Genomic DNA, 19,958 nt, shown 5'->3' with positions numbered 1-19,958 from the left:
GACGCCGCCGGGAACGTCGTGCCACCAGCGACGAACCGGGCACGGCGCAGGACTGGGCGACCAGACGGTGATCCGCGCCTACGGCGTCCGCTGAACAGTGACGAATTCTGACGTTTCGGTTGACGCGGGCTGACGGGCCGGAGCACTCTTCCCCGAGTCGATTTGATCTTGGGGGAAGCGTCGAATGTCCAACCGACGTCGTGCGATAGGGGCGGGGGCCGCCCTGGTGGCGGCCCTCGCCGCCGGCACCGTCTATGTCCAGCAGTCCTCGTCCTCGTCATCGGCGGGTCTGCAGTCCTCGTCCTCGCAGACGCGGCAGGTGGCGTACGCCGCCGCGGCGAAGCGGTACAAGGTGCCGGAGAGCGTCCTGCTCGGAGTGTCGTACCTGGAGTCGCGCTGGGACGCCAACGACGGCCTGCCGAGCGTGAGCGGTGGGTACGGCCCGATGCACCTGACCCAGGTCGCCGCCGCCTCCTCGGATCCCCAGACCCTGCCGGAGGCGGCCAAGCTGACCGGCGTCGACGCGGCGAAGCTGCGCACCGACCCGGCCGCCAATATCGCGGGCGGGGCGGCGCTGCTGGCGAAGTACCAGCGCGACGCGCACAAGCCGCTCGGCGTCGACCCGGCGCAGTGGTACGCCGCCGTCACCCGCTACGGCGGGAGCGCCTGGTTCGCCGACGAGGTCTTCTCGGTGATCCGCTCCGGCGAGACCCGGACCACGGACGACGGCGAGCGGGTCACGCTCGCCGCCGACCCGAAGGCCGCCCCGGCGGCCTCCCAGGGCGTGAGCGCCACGGCCGCGGCCACCGACTGCCCTGCGAGCCTGAAGTGCGAGTGGATTCCGGCGCCATACAAGCAGCTGGACTCGAAGGACCCCAGCAAGTACGGCAACCACGAGACGGCGAACCGGCCCGCCCAGCAGAAGATCGACTACATCGTCATCCACGACACCGAGTCGTCGTACACGTCGGCGGTGAAGTCGGTGCAGGACCCGACCTACCTGGCGTGGCACTTCACGATCCGGTCGAAGGACGGGCACGTCGCCCAGCATGTGCGGGTCAAGGACGTCCCCCGGCACGCCGGGAACTGGTACGTCAACTCGAAGTCGATCGGCATCGAGCACGAGGGCTACGTCGCCAAGGGCACGTGGTTCACCGAGGCGATGTACCGCGCCTCGGCGAAGCTGGTCGCCCACCTGGCCGCGACCTACGGCGTCCCGCTGGACCGGGGGCACATCCTCGGCCATGACAACGTGCCCGGCCGGGCCATGAGCGCCGTCTCCGAGATGCACCAGGACCCGGGCCCGTACTGGGACTGGGCGCACTACTTCTCCCTGCTCGGCAAGCCGCTGAAGGGCGCGGCCACGCTCGGGAGCCGGGTGATGATCCTGCCGGACTACGCCAAGAACAAGTGGTCTTACACCGGCTGTGACTCCGCCCACCCCACGGCGAAGTGCCCGTCGCACGGCGGCGCGTCGATCATTCTGCGCTCCGCGCCGAGCAAGACCGCCCCGCTGGTCAAGGACGTCGGCGCGCACCCCGGCAGCGGCAAGGCGACGATGAGCGTCTACGACCACTCCTCGCGGGCGTCGACCGGCCAGATCTACGCGGTCGCCGAGAAGAAGGGGGGCTGGACGGCGATCTGGTACCTCGGGCAGAAGGCGTGGTTCTACAACTCCACGGCCCTTCGGAGGGCCGTCGCCGCGCCGGGGCAGATCGTCACCCTGAAGAAGGGGGCGCAGATCTGGGGCATGGCCTACCCGGCGAAGCTTTCCGTCACCCCGCCGGCGGACCGGGTCGCCGAGCCGCTGAAGTACACGGTCGCCGCCGGCCAGAAGTACGCCCTCCTCGGCACCGAGACCGGTGAGTACTTCCACTCCGTCACCTACGACAGCGCCAAGCACGTGGTGTACAAGGACGGGACGAAGTACTACGAGATCCAGTTCGGCCACCGCGCCTACTTCGTCAAGGCCGGGGACGTCACGGTCTCGACCGTCGGTTAGCAGCAGGAAGGGCCCGGCGGTGCCGGGCCCTTTGGGGGGAGGCTCCGGCTGGTGCCGGAGCCTTGATGGTCGGGGGTGATGGTCGATGACCGTCACCTGTTGAGGGGTCACCCCGGCCAGAGCCGGGCACCGTTGTGCCGACGGCTTCCGGTCCCCGACTCAGGCCACGCGCGTGACCCTCACCGTGCGGGTCGGCGGGTTGAACCCGTGCTTGTCGCACGACTTCCGGCCGTTGACCGAGGTCGGGGTCAGTTCGCAGAGAGCACAGACGATGATCTCTTGCGGCCACGCGGACGGCGGCTCGGCCTCGTTCTCGCCGGACAGGTGACGCTCCAGGGTCGCGCCGAACTCGCGCGCGACCCTGATGGCGGCCGTGTTGCCGGAGAAGCGGAAGTCGGTGTCCCGCACCGCCTTGTTCCGGCCGGTGACGATCACCCGGTCGTACTCCGAGTCCGGCCGCACGAACTCCTCGTCCCGCGTGGGGATGACGAGCAGGCAGTGCTCCGGGTGCTGCGACGTCTGACCGATGTAGTAGACGTCGCCGTCCTCCCAGTCGTGCCTGTAGTAGAAACCCCTGTTGCTCTGCTCGGCGATCGCCTGGACGGCTTCCATGATCTTGGCGCCGGTGGTGGGGCGCGTCAGCCGAACGGTTACAGAAGTCATTTTTCGGTCTCCCTGTTTGATGTACTGCGGTGAGCTTTCTCACGGGACGACCGTCCGCGCGGGGCCGAAGCCGGCAACCGCACGGCGCTGCCGTGACCTTCCGAGGTCACGGCAGCGCACTTTCTTCGCTCAGGCGGGGTGGGCCTTCGCCGCCGCGCTCTCGTGCCACAACCGGTCGAGGGCGGTCACGAGGTAGACGTAGCTCCTGCCGGGCTCGGCGGTGGGATCCGTGAAGGAGGTCCCGCCGGTCACGGCGATGCGCGAGGCGGCGCCGACGCCGCATCGGGCGGCGGCCGGGCCGTCGAACCGGTAGACGGCGTACCGCGCCGCGCCCGTGACGGGCCGCCAGGTCACGGCGGAGCCCGCGACGGCGGGGTGCGGCCGGTGCGGGGCGCGTCCGCCGAGCCTCGGCATCAGCGGGACCAGCGCCGGGCGGGCGTAGTGGTCGGCGACCATCCGGCTCACCGCGCCGAGCCGGTCGGCGTCCATGTCCTTGGCGCTGAAGTGGATGTCCCCGGCCACCTGCGGGTAGCCCTGGTCGAACGTCAGGTGCCGGGACAGCTCCGCCGGGTCCTGCCAGGGCGCGGCCTGCCCGGCGGCGCCCTCCCGGTAGTCGGCCTGGCCGATGTAGAGCTGCACGCCGGTGCCGTCGACCTGGCGGGCCCACCAGGGGACGAGCTTGGCGTAGTCGGCGACGGCGAACCCGATGTACCAGTAGATCTGCGGGGCGAGGTAGTCGATCCACCGCTTCTTCACCCAGCCGCGGGTGTCGGCCGAGATCGCGGTGTAGGACTCCAGTCCGTTCGTGTCCGAGCCGTCGGGGTCGGAGCTCTTGTTGCGCCAGATGCCGAACGGACTGACCCCGAACTTCACCCACGGCTTGAGGGCGTGGATCCGGCGGTCCATCTCCTGGATCAGCAGGTCGATGTTGTGCCGCCGCCACGCGGCCTTGTCGGTGAACCCGGAGCCGTACTCGGCGAACGTCGCGTCGTCGGGGAAGTCCGCAGTGCCGCTCGGGTAGGGGTAGAAGTAGTCGTCGAAGTGAACGCCGTCGATGTCGTAGCGGCGTACCGCGTCGAGCATCGCCCGCTCCACGAAGTGGCGGACGTCGGGGATGCCGGGGTCGTAGTAGAGCTTGCCGGCGTAAGGGTGCGTCCAGCCGGGATGGCGGCGGGCCGGGTGGTCCGGCGACAGCAGGCTCGGGTCGGCCTTCATCGACACCCGGTAGGGGTTCATCCAGGCGTGGAACTCCAGGCCGCGCGCGTGCGCCTCCCGTACGAGGAAGGCGAGGGGGTCGTACCCCGGGTTCTTGCCCTGCGTGCCGGTCAGGTACTGCGACCACGGCTCGTACGGCGAGGGCCAGAACGCGTCGGCGGTCGGCCGTACCTGCACGAACACGGCGTTCAGGTGGCGGGCCACGGCGTTGTCCAGCAGGCGGACGTATTCCGCCTGCTGCCGGGCGACGGACAGGCCGGGCGCGGACGGCCAGTCGATGTTGGTGACGGAGGCGATCCACACGCCCCGCAACTGGCGGTTCGCGGTGGCCGGGGCGGGGCAGGAGGTCGTGGTACGGGCGGTGGCGGGGGTGGTCAGCGGCCCGGCGGCGAGTGCGCCGCCGAGCAGCGCGGCGGTCGTGAGAGACAGGACGCGGCGAAGGATCATGTGGCTCTCCTCAGGCTCTGGAAGAGAACTTACGATCTTCGGCTATCTGATGTAAATCATTCACCGCGCCCTGTCTCGGCGAGTCCGCGCGCCGGTCAGGCCGCCAGGCGGACCTTCTCGGGCTCCACGTCCCGCTCGGTCGCCACGACCATGAAACGGCGCGCCGGGACGAACCGGGCACTGGCCGCGATCAGCAGCGCCAGCACGACCGCCAGGCCGAGCCCGACCCGCAGCGAGGCGGCGTCCGCCAGGAAGCCGATCACCACGGGTCCCAGGACGAGACCGCCGTACCCCATCGCGCCGACCTGGCCGACCGCCGAGGCGGACCGGCCGGGCACCACCGAGCCGGCCACCGAGATCGTCGTCGGCACCACGGTGCAGACCATCAGCCCGGCCATCCCGAACCCGACGAGCGCGAACGGCGTCGCCGGGGCGAGGACGACGATCGAGACGGCGGCCGCCGTGCCCAGCCCCGCGTACGTCAGCATCCGGCGGGTGCCCAGCCGGGCGCGGACGCGGTCGCCGACGAGCCGGCCGCCGAGCATGGCGGCCTCGAACAGCGGGTAGGCCAGGGCGGCCACCGCCTGCGTGGCGCCGAGCTCCCGGTTGAGGAAGAGCCCGCTCCAGTCCGCGATCGTGCCCTCCATCATGAAGGCGACGAACGCCAGCGCGCCGATGAGGTAGACGACGAGCGGCAGCCGCGTGCGGCCCTGGCCGCTCGACGCGGGCGCCCGGTCGTCGATGTACGTACGGCCCAGGACGACCGTCACGGGGAGGGCGATGATCGCCCCGCCGACGAGCGTCTCGCCGAACGACAGCCCGGCCGAGGCGCTGAAGGAGCCGATCAGGCCCCCGGAGATGCCGCCGGCGCACCATCCGGCGTGCATGCTGTTCATGACCGGCCGGCCGTAGGACCGTTCCACGGCGCTGCCCTGGGCGTTCATCCCGATGTCGGTCAGGCCGAACGTCATGCCGAACAGCGCGACGGCGACGAACAGCAGCGGCCGGGTGGGCGCCAGCCCGACCAGCGCCACGCTGATCGCCGTCAGCGGCGCGGCGACCCGCAGGACCGCGGTACCGCCCAGCCGCGCCATGACGCCCCGCAGCCCCTGCATCGCGATGATCGCGCCGATCCCCCAGACGAGGATGGCCATCCCGACGTCGCCTTCCCTCATCCCGAACTTGTCCGCGAGGGCCGGCGTCCGTGACACCCAGACTCCGCAGAGCATGCCGGCCAGGGCGAACGTCAGCACGGTGCCCAGGCGGGCCCGGACGAGGACGCGAGACGTCATGATTTCACCTCTCTCTTTTTGCCGTGGTGCGCACGGAAAGGACCGGCACCCCCGATGGGTGCCGGTGTGGTCGTTCGTGGTCGGTCGGCCGCTAGAGCGAGCCGAGCAGCCGTTCGCGCAGCGTCTCCAGCTGCGCCTCGTCATAGAGGCCGGGGTCGTGCATCACGACCTCCCAGAGCCCCTCTGCCGCCAGCCGCGCGATCTGCGCGGCGATCGGATCCGGATCGTCGGCGGGGTCCCGGTCGTGCCAGCGGTGCATCGCCTCGCGGATCTGGGCGAGCAGGGCCGGGTCGGCCGCCGCCGCGCTGACCGTCGCCCATCGTCGCAGCAGCCGCGACTGGTCGCGGTCCATGACGACGGCGAAGTTCGCCTCGACGAAGGCGCGGGTGTACGACCCGGGGCCGCCGGTCTCGTACGAGGCGATCAGCGCGTCGAACTCCTCGATCAGCCGCTCCACCAGCCCTCTGATCAGGGCTTCCTTGTTGGGGAAGTGGTAGAGCAGCCCGCCCTTGCTGACCTGGGCGCGCTCGGCGACCGCGGACAGCGTGAGCGCCTGGGTGCCCTGCTCGCACAGCAGGGCCTCGGCGGCATCGAGGAGGGCATCTCGTTTCATGACAGTCTTACTATACCGTCCGGACGGTACAGTTATTCCCAATTACGGACAGACCCGGCGATAAGTGACGCGATGCCCCGCGCCGCCTCGTCGTCCAGCGGAGCGGTGCGGAACAGCAGGCGGTACCAGAGCACGCCGTACACCACGTCGTGCAACAGGCCGAGGTCCGCGTCGGCGGGGATCTCGCCGCGCGCCACGGCCTGGTTCAGCACCGTGCGCAGGGCGGCCCGGCGGCCGGCGAGGAAGTGGTCGCGGAAGGCCTCGGCGAACTCCGGATCGAGCAGTGACTGGGCCAGCAGGCCCTTCAGTACCGGCCCCTCCGACTCCTGCATCCCGAACGTGCGGCTGAGGAAGGCGCTCAGGTCGGCTTCGAGGCCGCCCTCGTCGGGGATCGGGATGCCCTCCGACGCCACGTTGAGCAGCGAGTCCAGCGCGACGTCCGCCTTGGACCGCCACCACCGGTAGATCGTCTGCTTGCCGACCCCCGCCCGCGCCGCGATCCCCTCCATCGTCAGCCCGCCGTAGCCGCGCTCGAGGAGTTCGTCGTGCGTCGCCTTGAGGATCGCCAGCCGGGCCGCCTCGCTCCGCGGGCGGCCGGGACGTCGCGTGCCGTCGACCATGCCCCCACTTTACAAGACGGACCGTCTCGGAATATATTTCGAGACGAAGCGTCTAGAAACTTGGAGAGATGATGCGCGTAGTCGTGCTGGGCGGTACGTCGGGTGTCGGACTGGCGATCGCCGAGAGTTGTGCCGCGAACGGTGACGAGGTGCTCGTGACCGGGCGCGACCCGGAGAAGCTGAAGGCGGTCGCGGAGAAGGTCGCCGTCGCGGAGGCGGTGGACGGACGGTCGGCGGAGGACGTCCGGGCGTTCTTCGGACGGCACGGCCGGTTCGACCACCTGGTGCTCGCGCTGAGCGGGGCGAGCGGCGCGGGTGCCCTGCGGGACCTGAAGATGGACGACCTGCGGGCCGGTTTCGAGGGCAAGTTCTTCCCGCACCTCCTCGCGGCGCAGGCGGCCCTCGACACGATCGCCGAGGACGGGTCGATCACGTTCATCACCGCCGCCAGCGCCCAGGGCTCGATGCCCGGCACGGCGGGCCTGGCGGCGGTCAACGGGGCGCTGGAGCGGGCCGTGCCGCCGCTGGCCGCCGAGCTCGCGCCGATCCGCGTCAACGCGGTCTCGCCCGGTGTGATCGACACCCCCTGGTGGTCCTTCCTGCCCGAGGAGCAGCGGCGCGCGCAGTTCGCCGCCTACGCCGAGCAGACGCCCGTCCGCCGGGTCGGCCGCCCCGAGGACGTCGCCGACGCGGTCCGCTACCTCATGGGCGCCGGCTTCGTCACCGGCAGGGTCCTCACCTGCGACGGCGGCCTGAGCCTCTGACCGCTGCGGCGCCGCCACCGTGCGTCGCCCGTCCGCGCCGCCGTCCCGGGCGTCCGGCCCCACCGCCGTGGCCCGCCGACGGCGGCGCGGATAGGCTGATGCCGCGATGGTGTACCTAGATCACGCGGCGACCACGCCGATGCTGCCCGAGGCGATCGAGGCGATGACCGCGGAGCTCGCGCGCATCGGCAACCCCTCCTCGCTGCACGCCTCCGGCCGCCGCGCCCGGCGCGTCGTCGAGGAGTCGCGCGAGATCATCGCCGAGTCGCTGGGCGCCCGGCCCAGCGAGGTGGTCTTCACCAGCGGCGGCACCGAGGCCGACAACCTAGCGCTCAAAGGGATCTTCTGGACCCGCCGGAGCGCCGATCCGGCCCGGACCCGCGTGCTGGTCAGCGCGATCGAGCACCACGCCGTGCTCGACTCGGCGCAGTGGCTGGCCGACCGCGAGGGGGCGAGCGTCGAGCACCTGGCCGTCGACGCCGACGGCCGGGTCCGGCCCGACACCCTGCGCGCCGCCATCGACCGCGACCCCGGCACGGTGGCGGTCGTCAGCGTCATGTGGGCCAACAACGAGATCGGCACGGTGCAGCCGATCGCCGAGCTCGCCGCGATCGCCCGCGAGCACGGCATTCCGTTCCACACCGACGCCGTCCAGGCGGTCGCGCAGCTCCCCATCACGTTCGGCACGGACGCGATGACCGTCACCGGGCACAAGATCGGCGGGCCGGTCGGCGCCGGTGCCCTGCTGCTCGCCAAGGGCCTGGACCCCGTTCCCGTCCTGCACGGCGGCGGCCAGGAACGCGACGTACGGTCCGGCACCCTCGACGCCGCCGCGATCGCCGGCTTCGCCACCGCGATGCGCCTCGCCGTCTCCCGGCGGACCGCCGAGGCGGAGCGCCTGGCCCGGCTCCGCGACGACCTCATCGAGCGCGTCCGCGCGGCCGTGCCCGACGTCGTCCTCAACGGCGACCCCGAGAACCGCCTCCCCGGCAACGCCCACCTGTCCTTCCCCGGCTGCGAGGGCGACGCCCTGCTGATGCTGCTCGACGCCCGGGAGGTCGAGTGCTCGACCGGGTCGGCGTGCTCGGCCGGCGTCGCCGAACCCAGCCACGTGCTCCTCGCGATGGGCGCCGACCTGCCGCGGGCACGGGGCTCGCTGCGGTTCTCCCTCGGCCACACGAGCACGCAGGCCGACATCGACGCCGTCGCCGACGTCATCGGCCCCGTCATCGAGCGCGCCCGCCGCGCCGGCGCCGCCTGACCCTGCCTCCCACAGAGCCCCGACCGCGCCCGCCCGACCCGGCCTCCCGCAGAGCCCCCGCCCACGCCCACCGGACCGCTGCCGCCGGACCCGGCCTCCCGCAGCGCGCGCCGACCGCGCCCGCCGGGCCGATGCGGCCTGCCGTCAGCCCGCGGGCCAGCCGCACCCCGAACAGAACTTCGCGTCGCCGAGCTGGTTACCGCAGTTCGTGCAGTACTTCTTCAGTGCCGTCGGCGCGGCGGCCTGGGGCGTGCCGCAGTTCCGGCAGAACTTCCCGCCGCCCGACTCCTGGTGACAGCTGTCGCACAGCCCCGTCGCCTGCTCCTGGTATCCGACGCCCTTCGTCCAGTCCTGCGCCGCGATCTTGCCCCGTAGCTGGTCGACCTGGGCCGCCGCCTGCATCCCCGCGATCTCCTGATCGAGCCGTGGCGCGCACGTCGTGCAGAGCCCGCGCTCGGCGTTCCAGCAGATCTGGTTGCAGACCCACTGCCCGCAGCGGTGGCACTGGGTGAAGTTCGGCTTCATCTGTTCCACGGCCTTGGCGAGCGCCTTGTCCCGCGTCGACCCGCGTACGCCGCTCCGCAGCCACTGGGCGTCGAAGCCCAGGTTGGACGCCTTGCTGCCGACCTCACCGCCGAGCAGGTCACCGCCCATCTGCAGCAGCCGTCCGCCGAAGCCGGTCACGGAATGCTGGAACGGTGAGGTGTAGCCGTTGCCGCAGCGCCCGCAGTAAAACTCGAACTGGTAGCCCTCGTTCGTCGAACGGTCCTGGTAGTTGTCGGTGAAGAACACCATGTCGGCCATGCGCGCCCCCTTGACGCCAGATCCCCCGGGTGGATTCTGACTTACTGGGACGCACCCGCCTACGCTCGCGTACGCAGCCGGAGATGGCCGGATGCGGCCAGAGCCTTACGGCTGGTACGGCTCCAGGACCTCCCACGCCGGATCCGGCTGGGACGAGACCTTGGCCCGGCCCTCCGACCAGGCCGCCGCGAGCTGGTCGAGCTCGGCGACCGCGCCGGACTCCGGGTCGACGTACAGGTGGAACACCCGCCTCCCGTCGCCGCTCTCGTGCGCGGCCAGCAGGACACGCTCGCCCATCGCCTCGATCGACTTCTCGAAGTCCCGGAGCGCCGACGCCGACGGCTCGACCGGGAGCCGGTCCGGATTCGCGTTCGCGTACGGCAGCGCCACCGCGACGTACAGGTCGCACAGCGGGTGGTCCTGCCGGTGCAGCGGGAAGCGCACGGCCACCCGTGCCGCGTGGCCCAGCGGGGTGCGGCCCTCACCGGTCAGCCACGCCGGGTCGCCGAACGGCGCCGCGACCTGCTCGACCACTGCGGACAGCATCGACGGCGGCAGCGCGTCCATCGGCTCATCGGTCACCACCGTGACGTCGCCGGTCCACCGGGCGACGTCGTCCTCGCCCAGCGCCCAGTCCAGCACGCGGTACGTGAGGGCGAGCTGCGTCTCCTCCGGCACGAACAGGAAGTCCGGGTGGTAGGCGGTGATGTCGACGCGGGCCCGCCGGGCGTCCGCGCGCAGACCCATACGCACATAGCTCAGGTCGAACTCGTGGTCTTCGAGCTGAAGCTTGCCCTCCAGCATGGCCGGATCGGCCGTCCGCGCCGGGCGGTACTGCCAGCCGTCGTCGGGCGCCGCCCGGAACCAGCGCTCCGCGATCCCGCGCAGCTCGCCGACCCCGCCGCCGCTCACCGTCAGGCTCGGTCCCGGCCCGATCTCCCACTCCAGGTCGGGGTGCATCGCCTCGACGTGCGCGCTGATCTGCTCGGCGAGTGCCTCGGGGACGCCGTCGTCCAGCCGTTCCCGGGCCTCCGGCCACCACTCCCAGAACCGGGCGATGGCGGCGTTGGGCGAAGGCGTACCTGGAGAGCGTCGGAAGATTCCCATGGTGCGGCCAATCGTACGGCCGACAATGACCTCTCCAGCCTAATCACGCCCGATTCCGCACCCAGATCTTGCCCGTTCCCATCGAGCCCTCAATCGCCGAACGTGACCGCCCATGTACGGAACGCTTGACGAGTGTGTCGTGGTCCGCGAAGCCATGACGACTAGCCGACCTCATAGGGGTCTGGAAGTGAAGCCGGGAACCCCCGCACAGCCGGGAGCCCGGCTTCGCGCGTCTCTCGGGGGCTATCGCCTGAGACGGCTGAGCGGGGGGTGGGGGTGAGCGCGTACCCTCGTGTAGGTCATGACTCTTCGCGTACTCGCCGCCATGTCGGGCGGTGTCGACTCCGCAGTGGCCGCCGCCCGTGCCGCCGAGGCCGGTCACGAGGTGACCGGCGTGCACCTCGCGCTCTCGTCCAACCCGCAGTCGTACCGCACCGGCGCGCGGGGGTGCTGCACGCTCGAGGACGCGCGTGACGCCCGCCGGGCGGCCGACGTGATCGGCATTCCCTTCTACGTGTGGGACATGGCCGAGCGGTTCGACCGCGACGTCGTCCAGGACTTCGTCGCCGAGTACGCCGCGGGCCGTACGCCCAACCCGTGCCTGCGCTGCAACGAGAAGATCAAGTTCCAGGCGCTGCTGGACAAGGCGCTCGCGCTCGGGTTCGACGCGGTCTGCACCGGTCACCACGCCCGGCTGGCCGACGGGGTGCTGCGGCGCAGCGTCGACCTCGGCAAGGACCAGTCGTACGTCCTGGCCGTCTGCACCCGCGAGCAGCTGGCGCACGCCATGTTCCCGCTCGGCGACACGACCAAGGCGGAGGTGCGCCGGGAGGCCGAGCGGCGCGGGCTGGCGGTCGCCGACAAGCCGGACAGCCACGACATCTGCTTCATCGCCGACGGCGACACCCAGGGCTTCCTGGCCGACCGGCTCGGCGCGGAGAAGGGGCGGATCGTGGACGCGTCGGGGGAGGTCCTCGGCGAGCACGACGGCGCGTACGCCTACACGATCGGCCAGCGTAAGGGGCTGCGGCTCGGCCGCCCGGCGCCCGACGGCCGGCCGCGCTACGTCCTCGACATCTCGCCGGTGACCAACACGGTGACGGTCGGGCCGCGCGAGGCCCTGGACGTCCACGAGATCCACGGCGAGCGTCCGGTCTGGCTGGGCGAGCCGCTCACCGCGCCGTACGACTGCACGGTGCAGTTGCGGGCGCACGGTGAGGTGTACGACTGCTCGGCGGTGCCGGTCGGGGACGTGCTGCGGATCTCGCTGCACGCGCCGGCGCGCGGAGTGGCCAAGGGCCAGGCGGCCGTGCTGTACGACGGCGACCGGGTGCTCGGTTCCGCGACGATCGCGGCGACGTTCTCGGCGAGCACCGTTCAGGCCGGCGCCTGAGCCTTTCTCAGGTATGCGAGCGGGCCGCCGCGACGATGCGCTCCAGCGCCGCGGCGTGGGCGGCGAACGCGGTGCGCCCCTGGTCGGTGAGCCGGATGAGGGTCCGGCGGGCGGTGCCCGAGCGTTCCTTGCGGATGGTGACGTAGCCGGCGTCCTGCAGAGCGGTGATCTGCTTGGACAGGGCGGAGTCGCTGGTGCCGATGGTCTCGCGGAGGAACCGGAACTCCACCCACTCGGCCGGGGCCAGGAGCGCCACGATCGACAGCCGCGCCGGTACGTGGATGAACTCGTCGAAGCCTTCCTCCATCAGAGCTCCCGGCGCAGCGTCGCCTTCATCGCCCGATTCAACCACGGCGCCATCAGGGCCCACGTCAGTGCCATGCCGACCGCTCCGATGGTTGAGGGGTACGCCCAATCCGCCAGTGAGGCGGCGACGTACAGCCCGATGAAGACGGTGATCACGGCCGCCATCATCAGCAGCACGAACAGCACCGACCTGTTCGTGTAGCGGGCGCGGCGCAGGCGGGCGCGGCGTGACCGGTTGGAGATCACGCCGAGTACGACGAGGAGTGCGATCGGGACGGCCTGGTAGGGCAGGGGGCCGGACACGTAATCGGGGATGGCGGCCGCCACACAGAGCAGGATGGCGCCGCTGAGGACGAACCACCTCGGCACCGGGCCGAGAGCGGCGTCGGTGGTCTGGTCCTCGCGGTCCCGGATCTCGCGCAGAGCGTCTTCTGGAGTCATGCTTCCTCCCGTGCGACGTACTTTCCTGATGGGAAAGTACCATCTACTTTCCCGTGAGGAAAGTAGATGGTGTGCAGGCACCCGCGGCCACATCGGGAGTTGCCGACTCCAGCCCGCCCCAGACGGTCCTCACCAAGAAGTCCCGCACGCCGTGCGGGACCCAACGAAGAGGAGATGATCAGCGTGTCGGACAACGAGCGGAAGGTCGGCCGCCACCCCCTGCACCAGGAGACGATCCGCCTGGGGAGCGGCCGGTCGGGTCAGTCCAGGGGCACCCATAGCGGCGGATCCGGCCAGTCGGGCCGGTCCGGAGGCCAGGAGAGCGGCCGGTCGTGACCGCCTGCGCCATCCTGTCGTGACAAGTGAGGGCCCGGCCGTCGTGCCGGGCCCTCTTCATCCCTCCTCGCTTACGGCAGACCTCCGCGATCGGTGGGCGCGTAGGCTCGGGAGAATGAGATTCGGTGTATCGACCTTCGTGACCGATGAGGGCATCGGACCGGCCGAGCTCGGCCGGGCGCTGGAGGAACGCGGGTTCGCGTCGCTGTACGTCGCCGAGCACACGCACATCCCAGTGAGCCGCGAGACGCCGTACCCGGGCGGCGGTGACCTGCCGCGCGTCTACTACCGCACGCTGGACCCGATCGTCGCGCTCACCGCGGCGGCCGTCGTCACCGAGCGGCTGACGCTGGGCACCGGCATCGCGCTGATCCCGCAGCGCGATCCGATCGTGTTCGCCAAGGAGGTCGCCTCGCTGGACCTGGTCTCCGGCGGGCGCGCCGCGCTCGGCATCGGCGGCGGCTGGAACCGCGAGGAGATGCGCCACCACGGCACCGATCCGAAGACCCGGATGGCGCTCATGCGCGAGCGGGTGCTCGCCATGAAGGAGCTCTGGGCCAAGGACGAGGCCGAGTTCCACGGCGAGTACGTCGACTTCGACCCGACGTACTCCTGGCCGAAGCCGGTACGGACCCCGCCGATCCTCGTCGGCGGCTGGGGACCGAAGACGTTCGACCGGGTCCTGGAGTACGGCGACGGATGGCTGCCCATCGCCGGGGACACCGACGCCCTCGCGAAGGGTGTGAAGGAACTGCGCGAGCGCGCCGGCCGCCACGTGCCGGTCCACGTGTACGCCACACCCGCGAGGCGGGAGGTCGTCGACGGGCTGATCGCCGCCGAGGTGGACGAGATCCTGCTGTTCCTGCCGACCAAGCCCGCCGACGAGACGCTGCGCCGCCTCGACAGGATGGCCGAGCTCATCGCCTGACGGTCAGCCGAGCGCTCGGCGGAACCGGTCGCCGAGACCCGTGAGACGGTCGACCGGCTCGTTCGCGAACACCAGCCGCAGGTACCGGTTCCCGCTCGGGCCCCAGCCGTCCATGGGCGTGGCCGCCACCTTCGCCCGGTCGAACAGGCGCCGGGACAGGTCGGCCGGGCTCAGCTCCAGGGGATCGGTGTCGATGAGCAGCGACCAGCCGCCCTGCGGTCGGACGACCGGGTACGCGGCGAGCTCCCGCAGCACCGTGTCGCAGCGCCGCCCCCACTCGGCAGTCGCGGCGGCCACGTCGGCGTCGGCGTCCGGTGCGTCCAGCGCGGCGGCGACCGCGTCCTGGGCGAGGCCGACCTGGCAGACGACGTTCGTCAGGCCGACCAGCCGGACGTCGGCGAGGATGTCGGCGGGGCCGACGACCCAGCCGACCCGCCAGCCGATCATCCGCAGTTCCTTCGAGGCCGACCCCACGGTGATGGTCCGCCGCGCCAGCCCCTCGTGGGACGCCGGATGGCTCGGCGGCCGGCCGTCGAACCGGATGCGCTCCATGGCCGCGTCGTAGATCAGCCAGGCGCCGTGGCGCTCGCATGCGTCCGCGAGCGCCGCCCAGTGCCGGTCGTCGAGCACGAGGCCGGTCGGCATGGCCGGGCTCATCATCAGGACCGCCGCGGTCCGCGGGCCCACGGCCGCCGCGAGCCGCTCGGGGTCGACGGACCAGCCCTCCGTCGTGGCCTCGGCCGGGACGAAGCGCGTCACCCCGCCCGCGAGGCGCACCCGGTTCACCAATCCGGCGTAGACGGGGTCGCACAGCACGACCTCCTGGCCCGGCTCGACCGTGGCCAGCAGCGTGTTGAGGACGCCGTTCAGTCCGCCCGCCACGCTGACGCACTCGGTGGCCGGATCGTACGCGCGCCCGGCGATCCGGCCCACGTGCGCGGCGGCCGCCGCCCGGAGCGATCGATGTCCCTGGAAGGGCAGATAGCTGTTGGCCGCGTCGTCGTCGACGGCCGCGCGGGTGACGCCGAGGGCGACGGCGGGCGGCCTGAGGTCGGTGTCGAGGTTCTCCAGCCGCAGGAACCCCGGGTCGGCGACGGCGTCGGCGGCGTCCCCGACGACGTCCACGCCGATCCCGGGAATGTCGCGGAGCCTGGTGACGGTCATGCATGATCTCCGTTCGCTATGCCGGTACGGGCATACCACTATGCTGATACGCATGGACGTAGGGCAAGTGGTCGGCGGCAACCTGCGGAGGCTGCGCACCGCGGCGGGCATCTCCCTGGCGGATCTCGCGGCGGCCGGCGGGATCGGCAAGACGACGCTGCACGGCATCGAGCTGGGTCAGGCCAACCCCACGCTGAGCACGCTGTGGGCGCTGGCCACGGCGCTGAAGGTGCCGCTCGGCGAGCTGCTGGAGGCACCCGCCTCGGCCGTCGAGGTCGTACGGGCGACGGACGACCGGCCGCGCGCCGAAGGCGACGCCGTCGGCGCCCGGCTGCTCCACCGCATCAGGATCCGCGGCACCGTCGAGGTGTACGACATCGAGGTCGCCGGCGCCGAGCAGCACTCGGACGCCCACCTGCCCGGCGTGGAGGAGTGCCTCGTCGTGACGGAGGGGAGCGTCACCACCGGTCCCGCCGACGCGGCCGCGGAGCTGGAGACGGGCGACTCCATCCGCTTCGACGCGGCGAGTCCGCACGTCTACCAGGGCCGTGGGACGCGCAACCGTGCCGTACTCCTGATGCTGCATCCCGAACCCTGACCGGCGGCCCAGGGCCGCTCCCTCGCGAGGTGGACGTTATCCCCTTCGTGAGGGAGGTGCGGGTACGGGACCGCTTGCGATCTTGGGGTGATGACACGCAGACACTCGCCCGCAGGAGGACCGCGATGAGCGCGCACGCCGCCCCCGCACCCGGACGTTCCACGGTTCACCGCGCCCTGGCGCGGCTGCACGGCCGGACGGCGGCCGGGGTTCCCCGATGGGCGGTGTGGGCGGCGTACGCGACGACGCTGACCGTCCTGCCCTCCTGTACCTGGCGGATCGCGGCGATCACCTTCCACGTCCCCCTGCTCGAACGGTCCACGGCACCCGTCCCGGGCCACGGAGCCGTGGTGTTCAACGGTCTCTGGTACGTGGTCGCGCTCAGCGTCGTCAGCGAAGCGCTGGCCTACCTGGCCTTCGGGCTGGTCGGCGAATGGGGTGAGACGGTGCCGCGCTGGATCCCCGGACTCGGCGGCCGGCGGGTGCCGACCCTCGCCGCCGTGATTCCGGCGGGCCTCGGCGCCGTCGCGCTACTGATCTTCCCGTACGCCCTGCTCATGTCGGGTCTCGGCCGGATGATCGACGGTTCGCACCGCACCGGCCTCGTCGTGCACGGATGGCAGTCCGTCGTGTTCGTCGTCGCGTACGGTCCGCTGGTCGCCTGGGGGCCGCTGCTCGGCCTGCTGACCGTGCACTACTACCGTCGCCGGAGGCGTGCGCCGGGCGTCACGGCCGAGCCGGCGTCGTGAAGCGCGCCCAGACGACCTTGCCGCCGTCCGCGCCGGGGTGATGTCCCCAGGCGGTGGACAGAGTGACACGGAAGATTCAAATCGACCTTCGAACCCCCCGGAGGCAGCGATGACCGCGGCCGAGAACCTCGACCCCGACGAGTCCCTCTGGAACGCCATCGCGTTCCACCTGCGCTACGAGCGCCAGAAGCGCGGAATGTCGCAGACCGAGGTCGGGCACATCATCGGCGTCAACAAACACGGGGTTTCAAACGCCGAAGCGGGCCGCAACAAGCTCACCCGCATCCAGGCCGACCGTCTCGACAAGGCCTGGGACACGGGTGGCCTCTTCCTCCGCCTCCGCCGCTTCGCCCGCCTAAGCCACAACCCCGACTGGCCCGCCTTGGTCGACCGCTACCAACGCGGATCGGATCAGCTCAAGATCTTCTACAACAGCTTCGTCCCGCTTCCCTTTCAGACGGAGGATTACGCCCGTGGACTTCTATCCGTCGGCCACGGCGCGGGGCTGATCGATGACCTCGATGCCGCCCTTGCGCGACGAATGAGCCACCAGGCGGCGATCCTGGAGCGCCGTCCTGAGCCGCCCCTCATCTGGGCCGTCCTCGACGAGGCCGCATTACGACCGATGGGCGACCCGGCAGTCATGAAAGCTCAGTTCCATCACCTGATCGAATGCAGCAGGCTGCCGCAGGTCTCCCTTCGTGTCGTCCCGCTCACGGCTGCGCCGCATATCGGCATCGACGGCTGGTTCTGGTTCTTCGAGCTTCCCGGTCGGCGTCTGGCTGCGTTCGCCGGGACGACGCTTGACGTCGGCAGGGTGATCGACGACCAGGCGGAGGCCGTTAGCGTGGCCATCCGATTCGACCGAATCGCCGCGCAGGCGTTGAATGAGGACCAGACCCGCGACCTCTTGATGAGGATGGCTGAGGACCTATGACGGTATGGCGTAAGAGCAGCTACACCACCGGTGGCGGAGGAACGACCGAATGCGTCGAAGTCGCAGAGATCTCCGGCGACGAGATTGAGAATCTATGATGGCTTGATGTAAGAGCAGCTACAGCACCGGCGCTGGGGGAACCACCGACTGCGTCGAAGTGACACGGCTCTCGAGCGATGGTCGATGACCATATGGCGTAAAAGCAGCTAGACCACCGGAGGCTGAGGGGCGACCGAGTGCGTCGAGGTGGCATCGCTCCCGGCCCTTCCCGTAACGCCGAGGATTTCGGTGCCGCCGGCGACGGCGATCTGGGGCGTTGACGGCGGCCCAAGTTCCGCCACGTCCAGAAGTCTCGGAAAACTCGACCGCGACCGCCCGGGTTGCAGGATTTCGCCCCTTTCCCAAGGCGAACCGACCCCCGTTTCACCGAGACTTCGCGGACGTCGGTGTCGGTCAGTCGTCGGCTTTGGTGAGGGAGCGGATCGAGGGGCGCAGGAGCTCGACGATCTGATCCGGGTCGGCGTCGGCCAGGTGGTCGAGCTTGATCAGGTGTCGGCCGACGGCAAGGCCGATCAGGACCGCGCTGACCACGGCCGCGCGCAGGTCGGCCTGGTCGTCGGGGATGGCCTCGCTGATCGGGTCCCGGTGGTCGCGGGACGCGACCCGTACCTCGTGGGCGGCCTCGGGATGGGTGAGCATCGACCGCAGGATGGCCAGCGACTCGACGGGTTCGTCCGCCAGCGAACTGCGCAGAAGATCGAGTAGTTGCTCGGAAACCTCTTCTGGAGTGCCGCCGGGAATCGGGGGAGTCCCGCCCTCGGTGACCCGTGCGAAGAGTTTTTCCTTGCTGCCGAAGTAGTGCATGACCAGGCCCGGGTCCACTTCGGCGGCCGTCGCCACGGCACGGATCGTGGTCCGGTCGTAACCGGTCTCGGCGAACAGCCGGCGGGCCTGCGCCAGGATCCGGGCCTCGGTGTTGCGTCGTTGTTCGGCCCGGCTGCTCACACGAATCATTCTACGGCGGTTGAACGACGGGCCAGGTTCGTTCTACAGTCGTTGAACCATTCGTTCAACAATCGTTCAATGGGAGGCCTGGCATGCACGACCCACTGGAGGTCCTGGAGCGGCGTCGGCGTCTGCTCGTCGCCGGCGACTTGGCGAAGTTCGCCGATCTCTTCGCGGAGGACGCGGTGCTGGAGATGCCGTTCGCGGTCGACGGCTTTCCGGCTCGGCTGGAGGGCCGGGAGACGATCCGGGAGTTCTCGGCGCGCGCCGACCAGATGCCGGTCGAGATCATCGACCTGCGCACCGTGCAGGTCCATCGGACCTCGGACCCCGAGGTGGTGATCCTCGAGCTGGTCTCGGTCGTACGGCTCACCACCACGGGCGCGACGATCGAAGTGCCCTCCATCCAGGTCTTCCGGATCCGCGACGGCCGGATCGTCCTCTTCCGCGACTACGTGGGCGCGAACGCGCTTCCAAACCTGACCGCCGCCTGAACCCGCTAGTGCGGGTCGGGCGGCTCCGACAGCCGCTCCAACCGGGTCCAACCGTCCCAGCCACGTTCGCGCATCAGGTCCAGCATCCGCTGCGCCCGCGGGTCGGACTCGACGGCGAGTGCGTCCAGGAGGTCGAACGACAGATCGTCGTACGCCATCTCGCCGAAGTTGATCTCGCCGGAGGTGTATGCCTGCTCGGCCATGTCGGCCATGAGGTCGGCGGCTTCCCGCAGACGGGGATCGTCGTCGCCTTCGTCGTTTTCCACGAGCTCCGACAGGACCTCATAGAGCCGAACGAGTCGCGGGTCATCGAGCTGCGCGAGTTTCCCGGGCATGAACTCGCGGACACGCTCGGGCCAGCGCGCCGCGACCAGGATCCACCCGTCCCGCTCGGCCTCCACCATCCGCTCTGACACCCCGATCTCCCGAAGCCGATCGAGATAGAAGACCACCTCGGGTGGGAGCGCCAGACTGTCCCCGGCGGCGAGCTGCGCGATCTGCTCGCGGCTGGTCTCCAGCCGTTCGATCTCGTCGCGCAGGTGGCCGTCGATCCTTCGGACCGCTTCGGCGAAGGTCGAAGCGTCGGCTTCGAGCATCTGACCGATCTGAGACAGCGGCACGCCGGCGTTGGCGAGGGTACGGATCTTGATGAGGGCCACGACGGCCTTCGCGCCGTACCGCCGGTAACCCGAAGCGTCCCGCTCCGGCTCGGGCAGCAGGCCGATCTGGTGGTAGTGCCGCACCGCCCGCGCCGTGACGCCGGCATACGCCGCCAGTTGACCGATCGTCAGCATGCTGTGATCCTGCCTCGACTCGCGC

At 70.8% G+C, this 19,958-nt stretch carries 23 protein-coding genes; 11 read left to right on the top strand and 12 right to left on the bottom strand.

Features of this window, described 5'->3' with window-relative positions; all coding sequences use genetic code 11:
• The first annotated feature begins 184 nt into the window (after positions 1–184).
• On the top strand, positions 185–2,002 hold the full coding sequence (locus AB0L00_RS40165; protein WP_364442872.1) for an N-acetylmuramoyl-L-alanine amidase: 1,818 nt from the start codon (positions 185–187) through the stop codon (positions 2,000–2,002).
• A 159-nt stretch (positions 2,003–2,161) separates the two neighbouring features.
• Here the strand turns inward: AB0L00_RS40165 and AB0L00_RS40160 are convergent, their stop codons facing one another.
• The 5 genes from AB0L00_RS40160 to AB0L00_RS40140 form a co-directional block, all read right to left on the bottom strand.
• Positions 2,162–2,665 carry a hypothetical protein gene (locus AB0L00_RS40160; RefSeq protein ID WP_364442871.1) on the bottom strand — a complete coding sequence of 168 codons (504 nt, stop codon included), beginning with the start codon at positions 2,663–2,665 and terminating at the stop codon, positions 2,162–2,164.
• A gap of 129 nt (positions 2,666–2,794) precedes the next feature.
• On the bottom strand, positions 2,795–4,327 hold the full coding sequence (locus AB0L00_RS40155; protein WP_364442869.1) for a family 10 glycosylhydrolase: 1,533 nt from the start codon (positions 4,325–4,327) through the stop codon (positions 2,795–2,797).
• 95 nt (positions 4,328–4,422) lie between these two features.
• On the bottom strand, positions 4,423–5,619 hold the full coding sequence (locus AB0L00_RS40150) for an MFS transporter (protein WP_364442867.1): 1,197 nt from the start codon (positions 5,617–5,619) through the stop codon (positions 4,423–4,425).
• Positions 5,620–5,710: 91 nt separating this feature from the next.
• Complete coding sequence (locus tag AB0L00_RS40145; protein WP_364442866.1) at positions 5,711–6,232, bottom strand: TetR/AcrR family transcriptional regulator; 522 nt, start codon at positions 6,230–6,232, stop codon at positions 5,711–5,713.
• 32 nt (positions 6,233–6,264) lie between these two features.
• Positions 6,265–6,852, bottom strand: a complete 588-nt coding sequence (locus tag AB0L00_RS40140; RefSeq protein WP_364442864.1) for a TetR/AcrR family transcriptional regulator — start codon at positions 6,850–6,852, stop codon at positions 6,265–6,267.
• 68 nt (positions 6,853–6,920) lie between these two features.
• On the opposite strand from AB0L00_RS40140, the gene AB0L00_RS40135 reads away from it, so the two are divergent.
• Both AB0L00_RS40135 and AB0L00_RS40130 read left to right on the top strand, forming a co-directional pair.
• On the top strand, positions 6,921–7,616 hold the full coding sequence (locus AB0L00_RS40135; RefSeq protein WP_364442863.1) for an SDR family oxidoreductase: 696 nt from the start codon (positions 6,921–6,923) through the stop codon (positions 7,614–7,616).
• Between the two features lie 106 nt (positions 7,617–7,722).
• Positions 7,723–8,877 carry a cysteine desulfurase family protein gene (locus AB0L00_RS40130; RefSeq protein ID WP_364442862.1) on the top strand — a complete coding sequence of 385 codons (1,155 nt, stop codon included), beginning with the start codon at positions 7,723–7,725 and terminating at the stop codon, positions 8,875–8,877.
• Between the two features lie 144 nt (positions 8,878–9,021).
• On the opposite strand, the gene AB0L00_RS40125 is transcribed toward AB0L00_RS40130, so the two are convergent.
• Both AB0L00_RS40125 and AB0L00_RS40120 read right to left on the bottom strand, forming a co-directional pair.
• On the bottom strand, positions 9,022–9,681 hold the full coding sequence (locus tag AB0L00_RS40125) for a hypothetical protein (RefSeq protein ID WP_364442861.1): 660 nt from the start codon (positions 9,679–9,681) through the stop codon (positions 9,022–9,024).
• Between the two features lie 105 nt (positions 9,682–9,786).
• Entirely contained in the window at positions 9,787–10,788 is a 1,002-nt protein-coding gene (locus tag AB0L00_RS40120; RefSeq protein WP_364442859.1) for a DUF695 domain-containing protein, read from the bottom strand.
• Positions 10,789–11,089: 301 nt separating this feature from the next.
• Here AB0L00_RS40120 and mnmA point away from each other — a divergent pair, with 301 nt between their 5' ends.
• Complete coding sequence (mnmA, locus tag AB0L00_RS40115; RefSeq protein WP_364442858.1) at positions 11,090–12,181, top strand: tRNA 2-thiouridine(34) synthase MnmA; 1,092 nt, start codon at positions 11,090–11,092, stop codon at positions 12,179–12,181.
• 7 nt (positions 12,182–12,188) lie between these two features.
• Here the strand turns inward: mnmA and AB0L00_RS40110 are convergent, their stop codons facing one another.
• Complete coding sequence (locus AB0L00_RS40110; protein WP_364442856.1) at positions 12,189–12,488, bottom strand: transcriptional regulator; 300 nt, start codon at positions 12,486–12,488, stop codon at positions 12,189–12,191.
• A complete protein-coding gene (locus AB0L00_RS40105) occupies positions 12,488–12,928 on the bottom strand; it encodes a hypothetical protein (protein ID WP_364442855.1) in 441 nt (146 codons plus the stop codon). Before AB0L00_RS40105 ends, AB0L00_RS40110 begins: the two co-directional genes overlap by 1 nt.
• 183 nt (positions 12,929–13,111) lie before the next feature.
• Here AB0L00_RS40105 and AB0L00_RS40100 point away from each other — a divergent pair, with 183 nt between their 5' ends.
• The gene (locus tag AB0L00_RS40100; protein ID WP_364442853.1) at positions 13,112–13,264 is read left to right on the top strand and encodes a hypothetical protein; all 153 of its coding nucleotides are present in this window, start codon (positions 13,112–13,114) and stop codon (positions 13,262–13,264) included.
• A 115-nt stretch (positions 13,265–13,379) separates the two neighbouring features.
• A complete protein-coding gene (locus AB0L00_RS40095) occupies positions 13,380–14,192 on the top strand; it encodes an LLM class F420-dependent oxidoreductase (RefSeq protein ID WP_364442851.1) in 813 nt (270 codons plus the stop codon).
• Between the two features lie 3 nt (positions 14,193–14,195).
• Here the strand turns inward: AB0L00_RS40095 and AB0L00_RS40090 are convergent, their stop codons facing one another.
• The gene (locus AB0L00_RS40090) at positions 14,196–15,356 is read right to left on the bottom strand and encodes a pyridoxal phosphate-dependent aminotransferase (RefSeq protein ID WP_364442850.1); all 1,161 of its coding nucleotides are present in this window, start codon (positions 15,354–15,356) and stop codon (positions 14,196–14,198) included.
• A 52-nt stretch (positions 15,357–15,408) separates the two neighbouring features.
• On the opposite strand from AB0L00_RS40090, the gene AB0L00_RS40085 reads away from it, so the two are divergent.
• The 4 genes from AB0L00_RS40085 (at position 15,409) to AB0L00_RS40070 (ending at position 17,738) form a co-directional block, all read left to right on the top strand.
• A complete protein-coding gene (locus AB0L00_RS40085) occupies positions 15,409–15,954 on the top strand; it encodes an XRE family transcriptional regulator (RefSeq protein WP_364442849.1) in 546 nt (181 codons plus the stop codon).
• Positions 15,955–16,079: 125 nt separating this feature from the next.
• Positions 16,080–16,703: a hypothetical protein gene (locus AB0L00_RS40080; protein WP_364442848.1), complete on the top strand. Its 624-nt coding sequence runs from the start codon at positions 16,080–16,082 to the stop codon at positions 16,701–16,703.
• A gap of 109 nt (positions 16,704–16,812) precedes the next feature.
• Positions 16,813–17,640: a helix-turn-helix transcriptional regulator gene (locus tag AB0L00_RS40075; RefSeq protein ID WP_364442847.1), complete on the top strand. Its 828-nt coding sequence runs from the start codon at positions 16,813–16,815 to the stop codon at positions 17,638–17,640.
• Positions 17,637–17,738: a DUF397 domain-containing protein gene (locus tag AB0L00_RS40070; RefSeq protein WP_364442846.1), complete on the top strand. Its 102-nt coding sequence runs from the start codon at positions 17,637–17,639 to the stop codon at positions 17,736–17,738. Before AB0L00_RS40075 ends, AB0L00_RS40070 begins: the two co-directional genes overlap by 4 nt.
• Positions 17,739–18,093: 355 nt before the next feature.
• On the opposite strand, the gene AB0L00_RS40065 is transcribed toward AB0L00_RS40070, so the two are convergent.
• On the bottom strand, positions 18,094–18,645 hold the full coding sequence (locus AB0L00_RS40065; protein WP_364442845.1) for a TetR family transcriptional regulator: 552 nt from the start codon (positions 18,643–18,645) through the stop codon (positions 18,094–18,096).
• A gap of 92 nt (positions 18,646–18,737) precedes the next feature.
• Between AB0L00_RS40065 and AB0L00_RS40060 the strand changes: the two genes are divergently transcribed.
• Positions 18,738–19,139, top strand: coding sequence for a nuclear transport factor 2 family protein (locus AB0L00_RS40060; RefSeq protein WP_364442844.1), 402 nt, complete (start codon positions 18,738–18,740; stop codon positions 19,137–19,139).
• A gap of 5 nt (positions 19,140–19,144) precedes the next feature.
• On the opposite strand, the gene AB0L00_RS40055 is transcribed toward AB0L00_RS40060, so the two are convergent.
• A complete protein-coding gene (locus tag AB0L00_RS40055; RefSeq protein WP_364442842.1) occupies positions 19,145–19,933 on the bottom strand; it encodes a MerR family transcriptional regulator in 789 nt (262 codons plus the stop codon).
• Between the last annotated feature and the right edge of the window lie 25 nt (positions 19,934–19,958).

Source organism: Actinoallomurus sp. NPDC052308, assembly GCF_040679195.1.
GTDB lineage: Bacteria > Actinomycetota > Actinomycetes > Streptosporangiales > Streptosporangiaceae > Actinoallomurus > Actinoallomurus liliacearum.
This window is presented reverse-complemented; position numbering and strand designations above follow the sequence as displayed.

What these genes read in the sequence shown, in the direction of transcription:
- AB0L00_RS40075 (WP_364442847.1), top strand. Translation starts at nt 16,813, where the DNA reads ATGACCGCGGCCGAGAACCTCGACCCCGACGAGTCCCTCTGGAACGCC.
- AB0L00_RS40085 (WP_364442849.1), top strand. Translation starts at nt 15,409, where the DNA reads ATGGACGTAGGGCAAGTGGTCGGCGGCAACCTGCGGAGGCTGCGCACC.
- AB0L00_RS40055 (WP_364442842.1), bottom strand. Translation starts at nt 19,933, where the DNA reads ATGCTGACGATCGGTCAACTGGCGGCGTATGCCGGCGTCACGGCGCGG.
- AB0L00_RS40110 (WP_364442856.1), bottom strand. Translation starts at nt 12,488, where the DNA reads ATGGAGGAAGGCTTCGACGAGTTCATCCACGTACCGGCGCGGCTGTCG.
- AB0L00_RS40120 (WP_364442859.1), bottom strand. Translation starts at nt 10,788, where the DNA reads ATGGGAATCTTCCGACGCTCTCCAGGTACGCCTTCGCCCAACGCCGCC.
- AB0L00_RS40130 (WP_364442862.1), top strand. Translation starts at nt 7,723, where the DNA reads ATGGTGTACCTAGATCACGCGGCGACCACGCCGATGCTGCCCGAGGCG.
- AB0L00_RS40155 (WP_364442869.1), bottom strand. Translation starts at nt 4,327, where the DNA reads ATGATCCTTCGCCGCGTCCTGTCTCTCACGACCGCCGCGCTGCTCGGC.
- AB0L00_RS40135 (WP_364442863.1), top strand. Translation starts at nt 6,921, where the DNA reads ATGATGCGCGTAGTCGTGCTGGGCGGTACGTCGGGTGTCGGACTGGCG.
- AB0L00_RS40080 (WP_364442848.1), top strand. Translation starts at nt 16,080, where the DNA reads ATGAGCGCGCACGCCGCCCCCGCACCCGGACGTTCCACGGTTCACCGC.
- AB0L00_RS40125 (WP_364442861.1), bottom strand. Translation starts at nt 9,681, where the DNA reads ATGGCCGACATGGTGTTCTTCACCGACAACTACCAGGACCGTTCGACG.
- AB0L00_RS40150 (WP_364442867.1), bottom strand. Translation starts at nt 5,619, where the DNA reads ATGACGTCTCGCGTCCTCGTCCGGGCCCGCCTGGGCACCGTGCTGACG.
- AB0L00_RS40095 (WP_364442851.1), top strand. Translation starts at nt 13,380, where the DNA reads ATGAGATTCGGTGTATCGACCTTCGTGACCGATGAGGGCATCGGACCG.
- AB0L00_RS40070 (WP_364442846.1), top strand. Translation starts at nt 17,637, where the DNA reads ATGACGGTATGGCGTAAGAGCAGCTACACCACCGGTGGCGGAGGAACG.
- AB0L00_RS40165 (WP_364442872.1), top strand. Translation starts at nt 185, where the DNA reads ATGTCCAACCGACGTCGTGCGATAGGGGCGGGGGCCGCCCTGGTGGCG.
- AB0L00_RS40105 (WP_364442855.1), bottom strand. Translation starts at nt 12,928, where the DNA reads ATGACTCCAGAAGACGCTCTGCGCGAGATCCGGGACCGCGAGGACCAG.
- AB0L00_RS40140 (WP_364442864.1), bottom strand. Translation starts at nt 6,852, where the DNA reads ATGGTCGACGGCACGCGACGTCCCGGCCGCCCGCGGAGCGAGGCGGCC.
- AB0L00_RS40145 (WP_364442866.1), bottom strand. Translation starts at nt 6,232, where the DNA reads ATGAAACGAGATGCCCTCCTCGATGCCGCCGAGGCCCTGCTGTGCGAG.
- AB0L00_RS40090 (WP_364442850.1), bottom strand. Translation starts at nt 15,356, where the DNA reads ATGACCGTCACCAGGCTCCGCGACATTCCCGGGATCGGCGTGGACGTC.
- AB0L00_RS40060 (WP_364442844.1), top strand. Translation starts at nt 18,738, where the DNA reads ATGCACGACCCACTGGAGGTCCTGGAGCGGCGTCGGCGTCTGCTCGTC.
- mnmA (WP_364442858.1), top strand. Translation starts at nt 11,090, where the DNA reads ATGACTCTTCGCGTACTCGCCGCCATGTCGGGCGGTGTCGACTCCGCA.
- AB0L00_RS40160 (WP_364442871.1), bottom strand. Translation starts at nt 2,665, where the DNA reads ATGACTTCTGTAACCGTTCGGCTGACGCGCCCCACCACCGGCGCCAAG.